Below are 20512 nucleotides of genomic sequence, written 5' to 3' on the forward strand. Positions count from 1 at the left end.
CACCATGAGCGGTGAGACCAATTTGGACGAACTGATTAGATCCCTTTCGGCAGTTCTTGTTGAGGGGGTGTATGTGTTTGTGACCGTTCCGCCGGGTCAACCACTGCCGGTCATCGAACCCCGTATGACTTTTAAAGAGTCAGAAGGTACAACTTACATTTTACTGAAATCCGAAGCTGAAAAGCTTGGGCTGCGCTATGAATTTCCGTGCCGAATGATCACTCTTAACATTCATTCGTCGCTTGAAGCGGTTGGCTTCATGGCACGGATTGCCACTGAACTTGCAAAGCACGACATGGGCGTAAATCCTGTCTCAGGATTTTTTCACGACCATTTGTTTGTGCCGGATGGACGCGAGCATGACGCAATGGACGTTCTAAAGGCCATGTCAAAACGCTGACTACTCCTTCCCTTTCTCCCTCACCCCACCTAGCTTCCCTTCAAAGGAGATCCCCATGACCAACCCGCTTCTGTCCGCTTGGGACACGCCCTTTGAGCTGCCGCCGTTTGACCGGATCACGGACGCCGATTTCGAACCGGCTTTTCATGCCGCATTAGACGACACCCGCGCGGCGATTGCTGCGATTACCGACAATTCCGACGCTCCTAGCTTCGCCAACACGATCGAGGCGCTAGAACTTGCAGACGCGCCGCTCGACCGCGTTTTGGGTGTGTTCTACAACGTGGCGGGGGCTGACAGCAGCCCCGCGCGTGAGGAGTTGCAGCGCACGTTCTCGCCCTTATTGGCAGCGTTCTCGTCCGAGGTGACGATGAACGCGGACCTATTTCAGCGGATCGAGACGCTGTGGCAGTCCCGCGAGACACTGGATCTGACCGACGAACAGGATCGCGTGTTGATGTTGACTCGTCGCAACTTCGTGCGCTCCGGCGCGCTACTTCAAGGTGCGGATCGTGATCGGTTGAAAGAGGTGTTGGAGCGCCTCGCCACGCTGGGGACCGAGTTCACCCAGAACCTTCTGGCGGATGAACGCAGCTGGTTCATGCCTTTGGGTGCGGATGATTTGGAGGGTCTGCCCGATTTCGTTCTGGACGCCGCCCGCGCCGCCGGGGCCGAGAAGGAAGTGGACGGGCCTGCGGTGACGCTCTCGCGCTCGGTCATCACGCCGTTTTTGCAGCATTCCACCCGCCGCGATCTGCGCCAAAAAGCATATGAAGCTTACACCGCCCGTGGCGCGAACGGAGGTGACACTGACAACCGCGCGATTGCCGCCGAAACCCTGTCCCTGCGCGAAGAACGCGCGCGCCTGTTGGGCTATGACAGCTTCGCGGCCTTCAAGCTCGAGACCGAGATGGCCGGCACCCCCGACCGGGTGCGCGATCTGCTGATGCAGGTCTGGGAACCCGCCCGCGATGCGGCCAACAAAGACGCAGCCCGCATGACCGAAATGCTGCATGCAGATGGCCATAACGGCGATCTGGAACCGTGGGACTGGCACTTTTACGCAGAGCGCCGTCGCGAGGCGGAACATGATCTGGACGAGGCCGAGATCAAGCCGTTCCTGCAACTCGACCGTATGATCGAGGCGTCGTTTGACACCGCGAACCGCCTGTTCGGGTTGGAGTTCGCGCCCTTGGACGTGACGCTCTATCACCCCGACGCGCGCGCATGGGAAGTGACCCGAAATGGCCAGCATATCGCAGTCTTCGTGGGCGACTATTTCGCCCGTGGGTCTAAGCGTTCGGGCGCGTGGTGTTCGGCGATGCGCAGCCAGCAAAAACTGGCAGGCGACATCCGCCCCATCGTCGTGAATGTCTGCAATTTCGCCAAGCCCGAAGACGGCCAGCCCGGCCTTCTGTCGTGGGACGACGCGCGGACGCTGTTCCATGAATTCGGCCACGCGCTGCACCAAATGCTGTCCGATGTGACCTATTCGTCGATTTCCGGCACTTCAGTCGCCCGCGATTTCGTCGAGCTGCCCAGCCAGCTTTACGAACACTGGCTGGAAGTGCCCGAGGTTCTGGGCAAGTTCGCCACGCATGCCAAAACCGGCGAGGCAATGTCGAAGGCGCTTTTGGACAAGCTGCTGGCTGCGTCGACCCATGACACGGGGTTCCAGACAGTTGAATTCCTGTCCTCGGCCATTGTCGATCTGGATTTCCATGACGGGGCTGCGCCTGCCGACCCGATGGAGGCGCAGGCGGCGACATTGGAACGGATTGGCATGCCCTCGGCCATTCGAATGCGCCACGCGACACCGCATTTCGCCCATGTCTTTGCTGGCGATGGATATTCGTCGGGCTACTACAGCTATATGTGGTCCGAGGTGATGGACGCCGACGCGTTCGATGCGTTCACGGAAACGGGCGACGCCTTCGACCCGGCCATGGCCGAAAAGCTAGAAGAGCACATTCTGTCGAAAGGCGGATCGGTAGACGCGGCAGATCTGTACACCGCGTTCCGGGGGCGCCTACCCGGAGTGGAGCCTCTGCTGAAAGGGCGTGGGTTGGCCTAACTTTTCTGGGGGTCGTCCGGATGCGTTTCGACCCCCACCGGATCCTTGTGGATCAGCACATCGGTATTGGGGTAGGCCCGCAATATGGCGCGGCGCAGGCTGGCACCGATGGAATGCGCTTCGTCCAATGATTGTGTGCCATCCAGCTCGATATGCATATTGATAAAGGTGATCGATCCTGACCGGCGCGTCTTCAGGTCGTGAAATCCGTAGATGCCGGGATGGTCGCGGGTGATGGCCTCGACCCCTTCGATCACGGCCGGATCGGCGGCGCGGTCCATCAACCCGTCCCATGCGGTTTTGAAGATGCGCAACGCACCTACCGCCAGCATAATCGCGGCACCAATGGCGACGACGCTGTCGATCTGCTCCATCCCGAACCAAGCTGCAGCCCACAGGGACAGGATTGCGCCGATATTGGGGATCAAGTCGCCCAGATAATGCAGGCTGTCGGCCTTCACCACTGCCGACCCGGTGCGGGTCGCGACGTGGCGCTGCCATAGGACCAGCGCCAGTGTCAGCACGATGGATACCACCATGACGAAGATGCCGCTTTCATGGGACATGATTGGCGCGGGCTCGCCTGATAGCAGACGTGCCACAGCCGCCCATGCGATGATCCCTGCCGACACCATGATGAACAGGCTTTGCCCAAGTGCTGCCAGATCCTCGGCCGAGGAATGGCCGAAAGCGTGATCTTCATCAGCGGGGCGTGACGCGTACCAAATCGCGGCCAGCGCTCCAAGCGACACCATCAGATCCATCGCACTGTCGGCCAGCGATGCGGCCACGGACAGTGCCTGCGTTTCGCCCAGCGCCCACAGCTTCAACGCCACAAGCGTGACCGCAACAAGCGCTGATGCGGCGCCTGCGGACAGGTTCAGTCTGGTGTTCTCGGGTCTGCTCATGGTTCTGGGCTAGCTCACAGGGGCAGGGGGTGCAAGCTTTGGTGGTTACTTGATCTCTTCATCCGGGCCAACGCCCCAGATCGATTCTTTGGTGGTCCAGCCGCGAATGCCGTCGGCCTTCAGGCGGCACCATGCCGGTCCGCAGCTTTCAATCCGCGCGATCACACCAGCTTCAAGATAAGCGTTAATCTGGCTTTCCGGGTTGGCTCGGCTGTAAAGCGGCATCAGATCCTGGTCGACAATCGCTGTCCGCGCGCCGGAGAGAAGCGAGTAATGCACCCAGCCGCCAACGCCGTCACGGTCTTGCACTTGGCGCCAGTGCTCGAACTCACCAATGACGCGAAGGGGCATGCCGCGTTGCTTGAACACCCAATCTATCCGATGGCGCAAGGACGGGCCGCGCCGCACGTTGCCTTCGGATCCTTTCAGGGACACGAAACGAGGAATAGGCAGGTTGGTGACCGCGCCGCGCTCGGGAGCGGCCTCGGGTGCGTTGTCAGTCTGGGCGGAACTCGCTTGCGTGGCCAAACACACGGCCAGCACAGACGCCGCAAAACGGATGCCAAATCGAAAACTCACACTGATCTCCTGCTGCCCTACACCGCCCGCGCAATTTTATTTCGTCTGCGATCCGGAGAGAGCTTGTACCTTGCCTCGTTCCTTGTCACTTTGTCAGGGACACGCGCAAAAGAAAACCCGCAGGGAGGGCTGGCATGAGTGCTGAACGTCTAAGTGTTGTCGTGACGCGACGGTTGCCCGAGGTTGTCGAGACCCGGATGATGGAACTGTTTGACGTTGAACTTCGGGACGATGACCGGCCGATGAGCCAGGCCGAGCTTGCCGATGCGATGAAGCGCTGCGACGTGCTGGTGCCCACGATCAACGATCAGATCGACGCGAACATGTTGGCCGGTGCAGGTGAACGTTTGCGCTTGATCGCAAATTACGGGGCCGGCGTGGACCATATTGATGTCGGGTCCGCCCGCCAGCGTGGTATTTTGGTGTCCAACACACCGGGCGTGTCCGCCGACGACACCGCGGATATGGCCATCGCCTTGATTCTCGCCGTCACCCGCCGCTTCCCCGAAGGCATCCGCGTCATGGCGTCGGGCAAGTGGGAAGGGTGGTCGCCGACCGCAATGCTGGGTCACCGTATTCAGGGGCGCCGCGTTGGTATTCTTGGCATGGGCCGGATCGGTCAAGCTGTTGCGACGCGTGCGCGCGCCTTCGGAATGCAGGTGCATTATCATAATCGCAAGCGACTGCACCCGCAGATCGAAGAGCAATTCGAGGCTACTTATTGGGAAAGCCTTGATCAGATGGTGGCGCGGATGGATGTCATCTCGATCAACTGCCCGCACACGCCGTCGACATTCCACCTGATGAACGCACGCCGTCTGAAACTGCTGAAGCCTGATGCGGTGATCGTGAACACCTCGCGCGGGGAAGTGATCGACGAAAACGCGCTGACTCGAATGCTCCGTGCGGGCGAAATCGCGGGCGCGGGTCTGGACGTGTACGAGCACGGCAACGAAATTAACCCCCGTCTTCGGGACCTGCCCAATGTGGTGGCGCTTCCGCATATGGGTTCGGCAACAGTCGAAGGGCGCGTCGAGATGGGCGAGAAGGTTCTGATCAACATCAAGACCTTCGCTGACGGTCACCGTCCGCCCGATCAAGTCGTGCCCGGAATGCTCTGACCCGGCATGCGCCGCCTTCTGGCCCTTCCCATAATGGTTGGCTTCGCCTGTGTGCTGGCCGGGATCTATGGCATCGTGCACAACCAGATCAGTTTCACGGTCGGGCCGGACTATTTCTATGCGCTGAAATTCCCTCAGTTCCGCATACCTGAGCTTCTGCAAAGCCGCATAGGCGCGGCCTATGTCGGATGGCAGGCAAGCTGGTGGATGGGGCTGGTGATCGGTATTCCGATTGCCGTTATGTCACTGGGGATCCCGTCCGCCAAACAGGCGCGGCGCGTGTTTCTTCAGGCGGCAGTGCTGGTGGTCGCAATCACGCTGACGCTGGGCTTGGTCAGTCTGGCTTTTGATCCGCCGATGGAGCACATTCCAGTCCCCGCGGCGGCAGAGGATCCCATCGGATACGGGCGCGCGGCGATGCTGCATGACACCTCGTATTTGGCAGGGATGATCGGGTTGGTTGTTGGGCTGATCTATGTCGGTGCGCAGGTGCGCTCTGCACGTCGGAAAACTTACGAGGTGCCCTCCGAAGGGCAATAGCATGCTGAAACACGTCGCCCTTATCGCGTTGGTCTGCCTAACCGCCTGTTCTCGCCCCCTGTCCGAGAACGAAGTTCAGATGTCACAGACTTTGTTCGGAGATTCTCTGGACGCCAGCAAGGTCCGCGTGCGTGCCGGGGTCGGAGCGCTGCCGCTTCCGAAACCTGATCCGATTCCCCAAGACACACCGAAAACCGCACCGCGGGACATTCCGAAAACCGTGTGCGACCGCGTGGCCCAGCCGGATCGGAAATGGACCTTCCCAGCGGGATTCGTTCTGTGGAATCAGATTTATCTGAAACGTGACTTCTATCGCGACGACATGTTCGCTGGCTGGCCTGAAAGTCTGCCCATGCCGCATGCGCTGTTGATGGCACATGAATTGGTGCATGTCTGGCAGTGGCAAAACCGCGCTCGCACGGGATACACGCCTTTCAAATCAGGGGCCGAGAGCTTTCAGCCGGGGGATCCCTATTACTGGCCGGGGCGCGAACCCGGCGCCTATCTGTCCTACAATTTCGAAGCACAGGCGGCTTTGGTCGAAGACTATATGTGCATGACGCTGTTCGTCCCCGATCATCCGCGCCGCAAAGAGCTTGAAGCTTTGATCGCGCCCGTGATCCCCGTGGGTCAACTTGCGGACGCGTTGGGGCGTTGATTCCGCCACCTATGTCGTTTTCTATCTGTGTAAGGTCGGGCAGGTTCGGACCTTGGCCCCGCGTTTCGGCATCTATGATGCAACAGATTTTTCCCAAGGGAGTCGCCCCATGAAAACCAATGTAAAAGCGCTTGTCGTCGGCGGTGGCGCCGTCGGTACGTCGATCGCCTATCACCTGGCCAAAGCTGGCTGGGATGATGTGATGCTGATCGAGCGTGACGAGCTGACCTCGGGCTCGACTTGGCACGCTGCCGGTCTTCTGCCGCTGTTCAACATGTCCTATGCGACGACCCACATCCACGACTACTCGGTCAAGTTCTATAAAGAGCTTGAGTCTGAGACCGGTCTAAACGCGGGTTTCGCCGTCGTGGGCAACCTACGTATGGCGCAGACCGACGAGCGTATGGATGAATACCAACTGTACGCATCGACCGCGGATACCGTGGGTATCAACTACGAATTCCTGTCCCCGGATCAGATCAAGGAACGTTGGCCTCTGATCGAGACGTCGGACCTGAAAGGCGCGCTCTATCACACCGAAGACGGGTATATTAACCCGGCAGACGTAACGCAGGCGATGGCGAAAGGTGCGCGTCAGCGCGGTGTGGAAATTCACCGCAAGCTGCAAGCCGATGACTTCAACTGGACTGGCACCCACTGGGAAGTCACCTGCACCAAGATGGTCGAAAAAGGTGGCAACCTGATCGAGAGCGACGAGAAGGTTGTGATCACCGCCGAACACGTCGTGACCGCTTCGGGCAACCATGCACAGCGCACTGCTAAGATGCTGGGCATCAAGATGCCCGCCATCCCGGTCGAGCACACGTTCATCGTCATGGACAAAGACCCCGAGCTGGTCAAATGGCGCGAAGCTGGCAACCCCGAGCACCCCGTAGTGCGCGACGCCGATAACGAAAGCTATGCCCGTGAAGAACGTGGCGGTTGGATCCTTGGCATTTATGAGCGTGGGGCTCCCGCCCGCTTTGAACATGGCGTACCGGACAGCTTCCGTGCTGACCTGTTCCCGCTGGATCTGGACCGGATTGCGGATCAATACATGGCGATGGCCGAACGCGTGCCGTCCTGTGCTGAAAGCGGCCTGAAAGACGACTTCAACGGCCCGATCTGCTACACTCCCGACGGCAACCCGCTGGTGGGCCCGGCGCCGGGCCTGCGTAACATGTGGCTGGCTGAAGGCTTCTCGTTCGGGATCACTGCGGCTGGCGGCACCGGCTATTACCTCGCCCAGATGATGGTCGATGGCGAAGCCGAGATCGACATGGCATCGCTTGATCCCAAGCGGTATTCGTCAAACTGGATGACCACCGAGTTCGCCGCGCGCAAGAACGAAGAGTGCTATGAGCATGTCTATATCCTGCACCACCCGGATGAAGAGCGCCCGGCCTGTCGGCCCCTGCGCACATCGCCCGCCTTCGACCGTCAGAAAGAAAAAGGCGCGCAGTTCGGTTGGGTCAACGGTTGGGAACGTCCGAACTATTACGGCCCGCTTGATGCGCCCTCGAACTTCGATGAAGAAAGCCGTTCCTTCCGCCGTGGCGGCTGGTGGCAATATGCTGTGGATGAAGCGAAGGCCGTGCGGGAAGGCGTTGGCCTGATTGACGCGACGGCCTTCACCAAGCACGTCGTCAAAGGCCCCGGTGCGACCCAGTTCCTTGACTGGTTCACCTGCAACAAGCTGCCGCGCGTTGGCCGGATCAACCTGACTTACGCCCTGACATCGCACGGCACGACCCGCACCGAATACACCATCGTGCGCAATGGCGAGGATAACTATTACCTCGTCTCGGCCGGTGCATGGACCGAATACGACGCCGACTTCCTACGCAAGGCGGCCGAGGACAAGATGGAGGAGTTCGGCTATATCGAGATCCAGGACGTGACCACCCAGTGGGGCGTCTTCGCCATCGCGGGTCCGAAGTCGCGTGATGTTCTGAAAGAGATCATCGTCGATGCAGACCCGGAAAACGCGCTGACCAACAAAGCGTTCCCGTGGCTGTCCGCCAAGCAAATCGAGCTGGGTATGTGCCCGGTGAACGCGATCCGTGTGGCCTATACCGGTGAACTGGGTTGGGAACTTCACCACCCGATCGAGATGCAGAACTATCTGTGGGATCTGCTGGTGAACGCTGGCGAAAAGCACGGCATGAAGCTGGTCGGCGCGCGCGCGCAAAACTGGCTACGTCAGGAGAAGTCTTATCGTGCATTCGGCACCGAGCTGGGCCGCGACGCGACCCCGGCCGAAGCCGATCTTCCGCGCTTCATCGATCTGGAAAAAGACTTCCACGGCAAAGACGCGATGGTGGCAACCGGCGTGCGCTCGAAATGCTGCACGCTTCTGATCGACGGACCGGATGATGCGGATCCGTGGGGCCGCGAGGCACTGTTCCTGGATGGCAAGAAAGTGGGGCGTCTGACCTCGGGCGGCTATTCGGTCGCGTTCGAGAAGTCGATCGGCATGGGCTATCTGCCGCCGGAACTGGCGGTGCCTGGCCAGAAGTTGAAGGTCAAGATCATGGGCGCGCTTTATGACGCCGAGGTTACGGTCGACAGCCCCTATGACCCGAAAAACGAAACGATCCGCGTCAACGGTTGATCAGTTCGGCAAACTTGGAAAGGCCCTGCGATTGCGGGGCCTTTTTCTTTGTGCAAGCATTGCGCAGGAGGTGCCCTATGTCCGGTAAAATCCAAGGCGCGTGTCACTGCGGTGCGGTCACGTTCGAAGTGAGCCAACCGAAATTTGTGGTGTCCTGCAATTGCTCGATGTGCCGCCGCTATGGCGCGCTGTGGGCGCATTGCCCGCCGAATGAAGGCGCGATCCTGACCGGGCAGGACCATACAAAAATCTATAGCTGGGGCGATCATATGATCGACTTCCACGCGTGCAAGACGTGTGGCTGCATCACCCATTGGGGGGCTGGCGAAAAGGCTGATCAAGACCGCTTCGCAGTCAATCTGCGCATGGCACCGCTTGAGGTGATGAATGCGCTAACTGTCCGCCACTTTGACGGGGCGGACAGATGGGAGTTTCTGGACTAGGCCTTACTTCGTCAGCTTTGCCATGATGTCGTCCACCACGGAGCCATCGCCATCTGCATCCAGAAGCGAGGTCAATGCGGACAGATCCGGACCGCCTTCTTTGCCGCCGCCCAGCAGACCGCCGACAAGACCCATCAGCCCGCCGCCCGAGCCTTGCGTTTGCGTGGCTTGCAGCGCATCGATCGAGGCATCAGGCATTTGTTTCTGCAGGCCGCCTTGGGCCATGGCTCCAAGCGAAGGCAGGAAGGCCATGATCTGATCCATGTCGATCCCGGTGCGTTCTGCCGCTTGTTCTGCCAGTGCGTTGGTGCCGTTATCGCCCAACAGGCCGTTCAGGAAGTTAGCCCCTTGTGCCGCGCCTTCGGGGCTGGCAGCCTGAGCGGCGTCGTCAAACATTCCGGCTTGCGCTTCGCCTTTCAGGGCGCCCAGAACACTTTCCAGACCGCCGCTTTCGGCCTGTTGTTTGGCTGCTTTACCGATCACCGGAGCCAGTAGATTGGTCAGATCTCCGGCTTGGGCTTGGTCCAGACCGACTTTTTCGGCCAAAGCCGACAGGCCCTGACCGTTCTGAGCTTGTTGTAGCAATTGCAAAAGGGACATGTCGTTCTCCTTGTCTAAATCGCAAGCAGTATGATGGGTGGTCGACGGTTGCATAAGGGGAAAGAGGGTGGTTTCGTAACCACCCGCATCCGAGGTGCTTTGTTGATCAGGTGGAGGAGATCGGGGCAAGATGGTTGTCCCACGCCCAATCGCCAGCGACCTTGATCACCGTTTCTACACCGTTCGCGCGATGCACCAGCCCGCCCTCACGGGTGATCATCAGGCCCCCGTTTCGCGACCGGGCCACGCCAGCAGCTGTGCCGTGTTGGGCCGATCCATTGGGTGTGCCATCGGCGTTGAAGAACAGCGTATGACCGCCTTTTGGACCTGTCACGGCAATCTCTCCGCTTTCCGAGCAGGTGGCGATGGACCCGGCATAATGCTTCAAGAGCCGCTGGTCTGGGTGCGTCAAGAAAATAGGAGCAGCGCCCTGTTTGTGGCGCAGGACAAGCGGCACTTGGCGGGTGGGTGGTCCTTGCCATTGCAATGCGGCAACCACGTGGCCCTGATGATCCAACGCGATGTGACGGATCGAGTTCTGGTGCATGTCACCGGTCAGCGCGACCTGCTCGGTGACACTTCCACTTGCATCCAGATAGGTCAGGTTGGTTTGCATGGTCGGCAGATTCAGCTTGGCGCGACCCACGTCGGGATGGGTCTGGATGCCGCCATTTGCGACGACCAGCCCTCCGCCCGGCAGGGTTAGAACCTCGTGCGGGCCAATGCCGCCAGATGTGACTTCTCCAATGCGGTTATAGCCATCAGAAACGTCCCAAATTCCCAAGACACCCGCAGGCGCATCAAAGTCGTTTTCCGTGGTGTACAGCAGCGCGCCATCAGGTGAAAAAGCCCCGTGGCCGTAGAAATGCCGGCCTTCGGGACTGTCCAATCGGGCGATTTCGGTACCAGTGGTGCAGTCTATGATGACAGCGAACCGTCCAGGGCGGCGGGCAAAGGCGACGGCTTCGGGCCGGGTTGGGTGCAGCGCGGCGGCGTGGCCACGTCCGGGGATCGGGATTTGGAAGCGTACGTCTCCTGCGACGCCTAACCCAACAAGCCATGTCGAGTTGTCAGGCTTGTTTCCGGCCGTCACGAAATCCGGCGCACCGGCGTCGGCCCAGACCGGAAGGGGCAGGGCGGCTGTGCCAAGTCCTGCCAACACTTTACTAAAGAAATCGCGGCGTTGCATCGGCTCAGTCTCCGTCGCCGGCGCTGAAGCCGGATTGGACACTCAGATCCCGGCCAAGATCTTCGTCCATTTGCGTTTGGAGATAGTCGAGTTTGGACATGATGCCTTCGATCCGGACGCGCATCAGCGGGTCCTCGACAGCCACGGCCAGAGGAGCCCCGATGGAGTCAATGCGGGTGCGGAGCTCTTCGAGGGTCTTGAGCGCCTCAACGCGTGCCGGCTTCGATACCGCATCCGCAAAGCCCTGATCAACAAGGGCGATGATTCCTTCAAGCTGTGAAATCATGATCTGGTTGGTTAGCCCTGAACGCCATGCCTCGGCCCGTTTTGGGAAGGCGCGCTCATACGTGCCCAACGGGCGGGCAAGGCGATGCTCTTTCAGCCGCAAAATCGAGAAGTCGATTGCGGTATAGATCTGTTTGGTGAACTCGGTATCTGCCAGATAGACCGGGTTGTCCGGTCCCGCCCCGCGTGCCAGATCAGCCCAGCCGTTAGCCGCAAACCAGCCGTCATAGAGGTTTTGCGCCATGTGGGCCAGATTGCCGGTGACGCCGACAAGTGAAGGGCACGTGGGCAGGTCTTCAAATAGCAAGCGCTCGATAGCGGGCAGCCCCTGTAAAGCGGCGGACGAGCTTGCCACGATGGCGGGATCATCCTGTTCAGCCTCGGGCCGTTTCAGATGCTGGTGCAGGGCGCGACCCGTGAAGTTCTTCTTGTCAGGGAAGAAGTTCACTGTCAGTGCTGCGGCCTGTTGCTCGATGGGACCGAACTGATATGCGTCCAGCGGAGCCCACGCCAACCATGTGGCTTCCAACGCGTCGATCACCGGTTCGCGTGCGCCTCCGTCACAAAAGTCTACCGCAGTCTGCGCAAGTGTGGCGCTTTCGTTCCGAAACGCGCTGAATTGGCTTTCGATCACGGTCAGAACGCGGTCCGAAATGTCGGCATGATCCGCTGTGGGGGCAACCTGCGCAGACAGGATTTGAGCGGGCAGAAGGCAGGTGGCAACAAAGGCGAACAGACGCATCAGAGCGACTCCAGAAATGTAATCAACGCGGCACGATCAGGCGCATCCATCAGACGCACGGTTTCGCGCGCGCTGAAGGCCTCGCCGTCATGCCATAGGATGGCTTCAAGAAGGGTTCGGGCTCGCCCGTCGTGAAGAAAGCTGGTCTGGCCGCTTACCGCGGCAGTCAAACCGATGCCCCACAAAGGGGGCGTGCGCCATTCTTGTCCCGAAGCTTGCCATTCGGGGCGGAGATCGGCCAGACCTTCCCCCATGTCGTGCAACAACAAGTCGCTATAGGGCCAGATCAGTTGGAATGACCGCGCGGGATCATCGGGCAGACGATGGGTGACAAAAGCGGGCGTGTGACATGACGTGCAGCCGGTTTGATAGAACAGCGCCTTACCGCGCAAAACCTCGGGATCGTCCGCGTTGCGTCGTACGGGCGGGGCAAGCGCGGCAACATAAGTGGTCAGCACGTCCAGCGCTTTGTCCCCCAGTTCGACCTCGTCCTGTGCCTCGGTTCCGCCGTGGCGTTCGTCGCGGCATTTGGTTTGTACTTCGGTGCAGTCACCCCAATGGTTGGGAACGAGGGTCGAGGACAGGCCGATATCTCCGTTCGCGGCATCAGCAGATTGCTGGCGTAGGGTTGGGTTGCCTGCCTTGTGGCCAAAGCGGCCCAGCATCGGCTGGCCGAACTCGTGCGACCAAACCACGTTAGGGCGGCCCGAGATGCCATCTCCGTCTGTGTCATTGGGGTCCGCCAGCGCCAGAATGTCAGCTTCCGGGATGGCTTCTAACAGGCCCAGCCCGATCATCTGTGGAGCAATGCGGGGCGAAGTTATGGTTTCTTCCAATAGACCCCCAAGGGTGCCGTTCTGGACAGAATACTGCGGCGCGCGGAGGGTGATGACAGTCCCATCACCTAGCGTGACCGGCATTTCCCCATAGGTGATGCCCAGCGTCCCCTCGGCTTGATGGCCCGAGATCGCGCGGTCCTGTAGTTGGAAGCCATAGTTCGGGTCGGGCTGCATCTCATCGCCGGGGACGGACAGTCGAAGCACCAAGCCTGTGTACTCATCCGGGCCGACGACCACGCCCCGGCCGTCCTGTATATGGCAGGCCGAACAGGCGCGTGTGTTATAGAGCGGTCCCAATCCGTCTGACGAATTGGTCGAGGCCGGAGCCTGCACCCAGAGCTTTTCGAACATGGCCTCTCCCAATGTGAAGTCCAGCTTCTGATCAGCGGGAAGATTAGGGAAGGGTGTCGAAAACTGGGTGCGCGACTGTGGTTCCATCTGAGTAGCCGCCCCGGCACTCCGGGTCTCAAACTTGTTTGGAATCGAGAAGTCGCTGGGTGGCGCAAGTGCTGCCTGAAGGCGTGCACGTTCGGCTGTGGTGCGGGGGACTGAAGATAGATGCGGCTCGCCCCAAGGGCCGAGACTGTCGGCGTAACATGGCGTGGCCGCCGCCATTATCCCTACCAGAAATGCTGTTGTGCGCATCGTGACCGCTCCTGTTTCCCGGGCGTTTTAGGGGGCTGAACGGGCAAGGTAAAGATAGCTGATAAAAATACTCGGATTATGGCCGCGACATAATCGCAACCGCACCCGGGTAAGCGTTTTGCGATTTCACGGAAATGGTTTACGCTTATCGGTAATTACGAGGCAATTTTTATGTCTGAACATATTTCGAAAACTGACGTGACCATGGGGTCCGACAAAAGCTTTGGCTTGGTCTTTGGCAGTGTTGCAGGGTTGATTACCTTGTATTTGTTGATCCGAGGCGGGGCGCTTTGGCCGGTGACGGCAATTCTGACTGTGGGTTTCATTGCCTTGGCGGTTATCCGTCCGGCGCTTCTGAATCCGCTGAATAAGCTGTGGTTCAAGTTTGGCTTGCTTTTGCATTCGATCATTTCGCCTGTGGTGATGTTTATGGTCTTTGCGATTGCTTTTGTGCCAATCGCGCTAATTTTCCGGCTGAAGGGCACCGACCCTTTGGCAAGGAAATTTGATCGCTCAGTACGGTCATATTGGAAGCCTCGGACAACCAAACCGGAAAGCATGTCCCGGCAGTATTAACGAAAATTGCTTCAATGGGTGGAGGCGAAACAATGTCATTTTTAGCAGAGCTCTGGTCGTTCTTGCGGGTCAGAAAGAAGTTCTGGCTGGCCCCGGTTTTTCTGATCCTTGTGATCTTTGGGGGCCTGATCGTGCTAAGCCAAGGCTCGGCCATCGCGCCGTTCCTGTACCCTCTATTCTAGGGGTAATATGACATATATTCTCGGTATCTCGGGGCTTTACCATGACAGTGCTGCGGCCCTGATCCATGATGGTGACATCGTGGCAGCGGCACAGGAAGAACGGTTTACCCGACAAAAGCACGACGCGCGCTTTCCCGAACATGCGATCGGATATGTGTTGGACGAAGCGGGCATCAGCTTGTCTGACGTTGATCACGTGGCGTTTTACGACAAGCCATTTCTGAAGTTTGAACGGCTCTTGGAAACCTATATTGCGACGGCCCCAAGGGGGTTTGCCTCGTTCCGTGTCGCGATGCCGATCTGGCTGAAGGAAAAGCTGTTTCTACGCCGCTTTTTGGTGAAAGAGCTACAGAAACTGTCGCCCGATTTCGACATGGCTCAGCTTTTATTTTCCGAGCATCACATCAGCCACGCCGCCAGCGCGTATTATCCGTCCCCGTTTGACGAGGCCGTGGTGTTGACCATTGATGGCGTGGGTGAATGGGCCACGACCACGCTGGGGATCGGGCGCGGGAACGAGTTGGAAATTCTGAAGGAAATTCACTTCCCGCATTCGCTGGGTCTGCTCTATTCCGCGTTCACCCATTACACCGGGTTCAAGGTGAACTCGGGCGAATACAAGGTGATGGGGTTAGCGCCCTATGGAGTTCCCAAATACAGGGACCTGATCCTTGAAACGATGGTCGATTTGAAAGAGGACGGATCGTTCAAACTGGATCAGACCTATTTCAACTACACCGCCGGTCTGACCATGACAAACAACGCCTTTGCCAAAGTCTTTGGCGAACCTCACCGTGCGCCCGAGGCTGACAAGCTGACGCAGTTCCACATGGACATCGCAGCCTCGATCCAAGCCGTGACCGAAGAGGTTGTCTTGCGGATGACCCGCGCGGCGGCGGCTGAATACCGGATCGAGAACCTGTGCATGGCTGGCGGCGTGGCGCTTAACTGTGTGGCCAACGGGAAGATCCTGCGTGACGGCGCGTTCAAGCAGTTGTGGGTGCAACCCGCAGCGGGCGATGCTGGCGGCGCGGTGGGCACGGCTCTGGCGGCGTGGCATCAGGAACTGGGCAAGCCCCGTCCCACGGCGACGGGCGATAGGATGAAGGGGTCCTATCTTGGACCGGTTTACGGTACGGGCAAGATTTGCGCCGATCTGGACCGGCTGGGCGCGATTTATACCGTGCATACGCAAGACGAAATGATCGAGGAAGCCGCCAGCGCCATCGCGGATGGCAAGGCCATCGGATGGTTCCAAGGCCGGATGGAGTTCGGCCCCCGCGCGCTGGGCGGACGGTCGATCCTGGGCGATCCCCGCTCGCCCGAGATGCAGAAGACCTTGAACCTGAAGGTGAAATACCGTGAAAGTTTCCGCCCCTTCGCCCCATCCATCCTGCGGGAAGATGTCAGCGATTGGTTCCAGCTGGACGATGACAGCCCCTATATGCTGATCGTCGCGGACGTGGCCGAGGCGCGCAAAAAACCGATGAGCGCCGAGGAAGAGGCGCTGTTTGGAATCGACAAGCTGAACGTCCCCCGGTCCGAGATCCCGGCGGTCACGCATGTGGATTATTCGGCGCGGGTGCAAACCGTACATGCGGACACCAACCCGCTTTATCACCGGCTGATCTCGCGGTTCAAAGACAAGACGGGCTGTCCCGTGGTCGTGAACACCTCGTTCAATGTACGGGGTGAGCCGATTGTCTGCACGCCCGAAGACGCCTTTCGCTGCTTCATGGGGACCGAGATGGACATGCTGGCGATTGGCAATGTGATCTTACGCAAGCCCGATCAGGATCCCGCCCTGAAAGAGGATTATACGTCGAAATACGAGTTGGACTGAGGATGCGCTGGCGAAAAGGAAAAGGTGAATTGGTATGATTTCACGAATTGGATCGATTCTGTGTCTGATCATGGCCGGGTATTTTTTGGCCACGGCGGGCTATGCGCTTCTGAACGCCTCGGACTATGCGGTGGGGACGGCGCGGCTTATGCGCTATGTGATTGTGCCGGGCGCGATTGGGCTGATCTTTCTGCTGGTTGCGCTGTTCGTAAAAAGCGACAGAAGGCTTTTGATCGGGATCTACGCCTTTGCATCCCTGATCGGGCTCTTTGCATTTGAGGCCTTCCTGACTTGGCGATCCATTCAGGGCTCGATTGGGCTGGCGGGCTTCATGCAGGACAAGGACGCCTCGTATGAACGCTATCAGCGGAGCGTGCCGCCGACCTATACACTGAAGGCGCTGAACCGTGATTTGAAAGTGCCCAGTCTGGCCGAGATGATTATGGGTGCGGTGCCGGGGGAAGAGGTGCTGCTGTGCACGCGGGGCGGGAAGCCAGTGAGCTATGTCGCGGATCGCTACGGGTTAAGAAACCCAGACGAGGTGCATGACGCTCCGGTGAAACTGTTGTTGCTGGGTGATTCCTTCACCGAAGGCATTTGCCTGCCCGAAGGCGAGGACATTGCCAGCCAAATCCGCGCCGAAGAGCCGGCAATGGTGAACACTGGATCACGCGGGGCTGGGCCTCTTTACGAACTGGCCGTGTTGCGCAGATGGGGTGACAAGCTGCGCCCCGAGCATTCGGTCATCTTCTTCTTCGAAGGCAATGACTGGCAGAATATCAGAAAAGAGCTGACCTTTCCGTTCTTGACCGATGCACTGGACCCTTCGAAACCGGTGGGGCCGGTGGCCAGCGCGGTGAACAGCCCGGAGGCGATCAACCAATTGCTGATGACATGGTGGGGCGAACAGCGCCAAACGCTTGAAGGGTTTCTGGGCCGCAGGTCGTGGCGTCGCAATTTCTTTGCGCTTCAGCAATCGGCCTTGGTGATGGGCCTGCACTATCCAAAGGCCACCGTGGATAAACCGGTATATCCGCAGATCCTACATGCTGCGCGGTCGACCGTGGATCAGTGGGGCGGGACGCTGACACTGGTCTATGTCCCGCAGGTTGATCGCTTCGTGGGGCTGTTGCCCAGTGCGTCGGTCTATGACGAATTGCGCATTCGTGTGCGGGATGCCGCGGATCAGGCCGGTTTGGATTTTGTCGATCTGGTGCCGCTGATTGAAGCGCAGAAATCGCCCAGGTCTGTTTATGCGGCGGATGCGCATTTCAATGCCGAAGGGGCACGTCTGGCCGCCGAAGCAGTGTTGCAGCACCTAGGCAAGTAAGCCCTCTACATCCGCGCTTTGGAGCGCACGAACTGCTCGATTGCGGGGGCAGGGACGGCGCCGGCCTGACGGGCGATTTCCTTGCCGCCTTGAAACAGGATCAGCGCTGGAATGCCACGAATGCCGAACTTGCGTGAGACATTGGGGTGGTCTTCCGTGTTGATCTTGGCAAAGCGAGCTTGCGGCGCAATCGAGCGCGCAGCCTGTTCGAAGGCGGGAGCCATCATTCGACAGGGCCCACACCACGGTGCCCAGAAATCAACCAAAAGCGGCGTGTCATCATTACGTTGCGCTTTGGACAGAGTGGCCGGATCCAACTGACGTACTTTGCCGTCATTCAGCTTAGTCCCGCAGGTGCCGCATTTTGGTCCCGCCGAAATCTTATCCTTCGGGACGCGGTTCACCGCGCCGCATTCCAGGCAAGTCATTTTCAGAGCGTTGGACATCTCGGGCCTCATTCATATTCTGTGGTTCGCATATGTGATCTGCGTGTGCGCGCGTCAAGATCAGACGGTGCTTAGAAGAATACTGGTTTCACTGTTGGTGATCCCTTCGACCACGCGTACCTCGCGCAAAACGCGGTCGAAATCGGTCAGGCTGTCGGCCGTCAACTGCGCCACCAGATCCCATTTACCATTTGTCGAGTGAAGGGACCGCAGCTGCGGCAAACCTCGCAGGCGCTTGACCACAGCGGTGGTCGACCGACCCGAAACCTCGATCATCATGATGGCGTGCACCCCGTCTGGCCCATGATCTTCGCGGGCACGGATGGTAAACCCAAGCACTGCGCCGCTGTCTTGAAGACGGTCCAGCCGGGATTGCACCGTGGCGCGGGACACGCCAAGGATTGTCGCCAGTTTCGAGATCGGCGCCCGCCCATCTTCCCGAAGGATGGAGATCAGTTCGCGGTCTAGGTCGTCAAAGATATGCATAGCAAAATGATAAATATTGATTATCAGATTGTCAAAAATATTAGGAGGTAGTGATCAATAGTGAAATATATTGTGAAATGTTGGGCTTGTTAAGCTGTTAACAACACCCACCGCGAACAAAGCCGACCATGCCTCATACATCTCTTCAGGCCCCGAGCGCCGTCATCATGATCCGCCCGCATCATTTCCTGCCAAATACGGAAACTGCGCAGGATAACGGGTTTCAAACGTCAGCCTTTGGCGCGTCGTCGCAAGACCTTGCCAAACGCGCGCATGATGAAGTCACTGACATGGTGGACACCTTGCGTGGCGAAGGGATCGAGGTGAACCTGTTCGAAGACCTGCGCGAGGATCGCCCGGATGCGGTGTTCCCGAACAACTGGTTCTCGACCCATCCCGGCGGTCATGTGGCCGTCTATCCGATGTACTCTAAAAATCGTCGGATTGAGCGTCGGCAGGACGTTCTGGAAATGCTCAAGACGCGCTTTCGCGTGCAAGACATCATCGACTATTCGGGGCTCGAGCAGGACGGCCTGTTCCTGGAAGGCACCGGCGCGATGGTGTTGGACCATGTGGAACGTGTAGCCTATGCGGCGCGGTCCAAGCGCACCAGTGAAGTTCTGTTGGAACGTTTCTGCACCCATTTCAACTATGAGCCGATGGTGTTTGACGCCCATGATGCAGACGGGCTGCCGATCTATCACACCAATGTTTTGATGTGCATCGGGACCGAGGTTGCGTTAATCGGCTTGGACACCATTCTTGACGCACAACGCCGGGAAGAGGTGCGCGAACGTCTGGCGCGCGGTGGACGCGATGTGATTGCTCTGTCGCAAAAGCAAATCGCCGAATTCGCGGGGAATGCCATCGAGTTGCAGGGCAAAGAGGGCCGCGTTCTGGCCATGTCCGCGCGCGCGCTGGCCGCACTTGAGCCAGAGCAGAAGTGGCGGATCGAAGCCCATCTGAAGGTCCTGCCACTGAATACTCCGACTCTTGAAATGGCCGGGGGATCGGTGCGTTGCACGATTGCGGGGATCCACCTGAGCCCGCGTCCCGAAGCCAAATCACTAGGAGAAGCCGCATGACCAATATTCACCTTCTTGGCGTCCCGATGGAGGAAGGCGCCGGGCGTCGTGGTTGCATCATGGGGCCGGCGGCTTATCGCACGGCTGGGCTGGCTGAAGAACTGGCGGCGCTGGGCCATGATGTCACCGATCTGGGTGATGTACAGCGCGAAGAGACAGGCGCGATTGAAACCGAATACACCCACCTGAAATTCCTACCCGAAGTGGCCGGTTGGACCCGCAGCCTGCACGCCCACGCGTATGAGCAGGCGCAAGGTGACGCGCTGCCGATCTACATGGGCGGCGACCACGCGCTGGCGCTGGGAACCGTAACGGGGCACGTGGCGGCGGCGGCTGACATGGGCCGCCCACAATACGTTTTGTGGCTGGATGCGCATTCGGATTTCAACACGCCAGCAAGCTCTCCCAGTGGGAATATCCACGGGATGCCGATGGCGTTTGCCTGCGGGCTGGACGGGTTCCCGGATCTGCTGGGCAAGCCGCTGCCCGCGAAGCTGGATCCGACAAAGCTGTGCATGATTGGGTTGCGGTCAGTGGATCGCGAGGAGCGGGACCTTCTGCAAAGCTCGGGTGTGCAGGCCCATGACATGCGCGCAATTGATGAACATGGCGTGGCACGCATTCTTCGCCCGTTTTTGGATGAAGTGGCACAGTCGAATGGGCTGCTTCACGTGAGCCTCGACGTCGACTTCATCGAACCCGACATTGCCCCCGCTGTTGGCACCACCGTCCCCGGTGGCGCGACTTTCCGCGAGGCGCATCTGATCATGGAGATGTTGCATGACACCGGCCTAGTAACCTCACTTGATCTGGTCGAACTGAACCCATTCCTTGACGAACGTGGCCGCACCGCGCGTCTGATGGTCGATCTGACGGCAAGCCTGTTTGGCCGCCGTGTCCTCGACCGTTTCACAACCAGCTATTAAG

The 20512-nt window shown here is 59.1% G+C and carries 21 protein-coding genes; 13 read left to right on the forward strand and 8 right to left on the reverse strand.

What is annotated here, in order from left to right:
- Positions 1 to 4: 4 nt before the first annotated feature.
- Together ACP15F_RS02095 and ACP15F_RS02100 are read left to right on the forward strand one after the other, a co-directional pair.
- Positions 5 to 400, forward strand: a complete 396-nt coding sequence (locus ACP15F_RS02095) for an ACT domain-containing protein (RefSeq protein ID WP_424939195.1) — start codon at positions 5 to 7, stop codon at positions 398 to 400.
- Positions 401 to 455: 55 nt separating this feature from the next.
- A complete protein-coding gene (locus ACP15F_RS02100; RefSeq protein WP_424939196.1) occupies positions 456 to 2474 on the forward strand; it encodes a M3 family metallopeptidase in 2019 nt (672 codons plus the stop codon).
- Here the strand turns inward: ACP15F_RS02100 and ACP15F_RS02105 are convergent.
- Both ACP15F_RS02105 and ACP15F_RS02110 read right to left on the reverse strand, forming a co-directional pair.
- The gene (locus ACP15F_RS02105; protein ID WP_424939197.1) at positions 2471 to 3382 is read right to left on the reverse strand and encodes a cation diffusion facilitator family transporter; all 912 of its coding nucleotides are present in this window, start codon (positions 3380 to 3382) and stop codon (positions 2471 to 2473) included. The genes ACP15F_RS02100 and ACP15F_RS02105 overlap by 4 nt on opposite strands.
- A 45-nt stretch (positions 3383 to 3427) precedes the next feature.
- A complete protein-coding gene (locus ACP15F_RS02110) occupies positions 3428 to 3961 on the reverse strand; it encodes an SH3 domain-containing protein (RefSeq protein WP_424939198.1) in 534 nt (177 codons plus the stop codon).
- Positions 3962 to 4095: 134 nt separating this feature from the next.
- Here ACP15F_RS02110 and ACP15F_RS02115 point away from each other — a divergent pair, with 134 nt between their 5' ends.
- From ACP15F_RS02115 to ACP15F_RS02135, 5 genes are all read left to right on the forward strand, one after another.
- Positions 4096 to 5082: a 2-hydroxyacid dehydrogenase gene (locus tag ACP15F_RS02115; protein ID WP_424939199.1), complete on the forward strand. Its 987-nt coding sequence runs from the start codon at positions 4096 to 4098 to the stop codon at positions 5080 to 5082.
- A 6-nt stretch (positions 5083 to 5088) separates the two neighbouring features.
- Entirely contained in the window at positions 5089 to 5622 is a 534-nt protein-coding gene (locus tag ACP15F_RS02120; RefSeq protein WP_424939200.1) for a hypothetical protein, read from the forward strand.
- Position 5623: 1 nt separating this feature from the next.
- Complete coding sequence (locus ACP15F_RS02125; RefSeq protein WP_424939201.1) at positions 5624 to 6280, forward strand: hypothetical protein; 657 nt, start codon at positions 5624 to 5626, stop codon at positions 6278 to 6280.
- A gap of 109 nt (positions 6281 to 6389) precedes the next feature.
- Positions 6390 to 8894, forward strand: a complete 2505-nt coding sequence (locus ACP15F_RS02130) for a GcvT family protein (protein WP_424939202.1) — start codon at positions 6390 to 6392, stop codon at positions 8892 to 8894.
- A gap of 77 nt (positions 8895 to 8971) precedes the next feature.
- Positions 8972 to 9337 (forward strand): GFA family protein, encoded by a 366-nt coding sequence (locus tag ACP15F_RS02135; RefSeq protein WP_424939203.1) that lies wholly within the window; start codon positions 8972 to 8974, stop codon positions 9335 to 9337.
- A gap of 3 nt (positions 9338 to 9340) precedes the next feature.
- On the opposite strand, the gene ACP15F_RS02140 is transcribed toward ACP15F_RS02135, so the two are convergent.
- From ACP15F_RS02140 to ACP15F_RS02155, 4 genes are all read right to left on the reverse strand, one after another.
- Positions 9341 to 9937 carry a DUF937 domain-containing protein gene (locus ACP15F_RS02140; RefSeq protein WP_424939204.1) on the reverse strand — a complete coding sequence of 199 codons (597 nt, stop codon included), beginning with the start codon at positions 9935 to 9937 and terminating at the stop codon, positions 9341 to 9343.
- Positions 9938 to 10043: 106 nt separating this feature from the next.
- Positions 10044 to 11126, reverse strand: a complete 1083-nt coding sequence (locus tag ACP15F_RS02145) for a DUF1513 domain-containing protein (protein ID WP_424939205.1) — start codon at positions 11124 to 11126, stop codon at positions 10044 to 10046.
- Between the two features lie 4 nt (positions 11127 to 11130).
- Positions 11131 to 12153 carry an imelysin family protein gene (locus tag ACP15F_RS02150; protein ID WP_424939206.1) on the reverse strand — a complete coding sequence of 341 codons (1023 nt, stop codon included), beginning with the start codon at positions 12151 to 12153 and terminating at the stop codon, positions 11131 to 11133.
- A complete protein-coding gene (locus tag ACP15F_RS02155) occupies positions 12153 to 13637 on the reverse strand; it encodes a di-heme oxidoredictase family protein (RefSeq protein ID WP_424939207.1) in 1485 nt (494 codons plus the stop codon). The genes ACP15F_RS02150 and ACP15F_RS02155 overlap by 1 nt, the downstream gene beginning before the upstream one ends.
- Before the next feature lie 171 nt (positions 13638 to 13808).
- Here ACP15F_RS02155 and ACP15F_RS02160 point away from each other — a divergent pair, with 171 nt between their 5' ends.
- The 4 genes from ACP15F_RS02160 to ACP15F_RS02175 are packed head-to-tail and all read left to right on the forward strand — an operon-like array spanning position 13809 to position 17568.
- A complete protein-coding gene (locus ACP15F_RS02160; protein ID WP_424939208.1) occupies positions 13809 to 14213 on the forward strand; it encodes an SxtJ family membrane protein in 405 nt (134 codons plus the stop codon).
- A gap of 32 nt (positions 14214 to 14245) precedes the next feature.
- Positions 14246 to 14395, forward strand: coding sequence for a DUF5989 family protein (locus tag ACP15F_RS02165; protein WP_348646215.1), 150 nt, complete (start codon positions 14246 to 14248; stop codon positions 14393 to 14395).
- Between the two features lie 7 nt (positions 14396 to 14402).
- On the forward strand, positions 14403 to 16238 hold the full coding sequence (locus ACP15F_RS02170; RefSeq protein ID WP_424939209.1) for a carbamoyltransferase family protein: 1836 nt from the start codon (positions 14403 to 14405) through the stop codon (positions 16236 to 16238).
- A 34-nt stretch (positions 16239 to 16272) separates the two neighbouring features.
- Positions 16273 to 17568, forward strand: coding sequence for a GDSL-type esterase/lipase family protein (locus ACP15F_RS02175; RefSeq protein WP_424939210.1), 1296 nt, complete (start codon positions 16273 to 16275; stop codon positions 17566 to 17568).
- Positions 17569 to 17573: 5 nt separating this feature from the next.
- On the opposite strand, the gene trxC is transcribed toward ACP15F_RS02175, so the two are convergent.
- Together trxC and ACP15F_RS02185 are read right to left on the reverse strand one after the other, a co-directional pair.
- Positions 17574 to 18014, reverse strand: coding sequence for a thioredoxin TrxC (gene trxC / locus ACP15F_RS02180; RefSeq protein WP_424939211.1), 441 nt, complete (start codon positions 18012 to 18014; stop codon positions 17574 to 17576).
- A 60-nt stretch (positions 18015 to 18074) separates the two neighbouring features.
- Complete coding sequence (locus ACP15F_RS02185; protein ID WP_424939212.1) at positions 18075 to 18500, reverse strand: Lrp/AsnC family transcriptional regulator; 426 nt, start codon at positions 18498 to 18500, stop codon at positions 18075 to 18077.
- A 128-nt stretch (positions 18501 to 18628) separates the two neighbouring features.
- On the opposite strand from ACP15F_RS02185, the gene ctlX reads away from it, so the two are divergent.
- A complete protein-coding gene (gene ctlX / locus ACP15F_RS02190) occupies positions 18629 to 19585 on the forward strand; it encodes a citrulline utilization hydrolase CtlX (RefSeq protein WP_424939213.1) in 957 nt (318 codons plus the stop codon).
- A complete protein-coding gene (gene rocF, locus ACP15F_RS02195; protein ID WP_424939214.1) occupies positions 19582 to 20511 on the forward strand; it encodes an arginase in 930 nt (309 codons plus the stop codon). The genes ctlX and rocF overlap by 4 nt, the downstream gene beginning before the upstream one ends.
- Position 20512 lies beyond the last annotated feature (1 nt).

Source organism: Aliiroseovarius sp. S253, from assembly GCF_049800855.1.
Taxonomy (GTDB): Bacteria; Pseudomonadota; Alphaproteobacteria; order Rhodobacterales; family Rhodobacteraceae; genus Aliiroseovarius.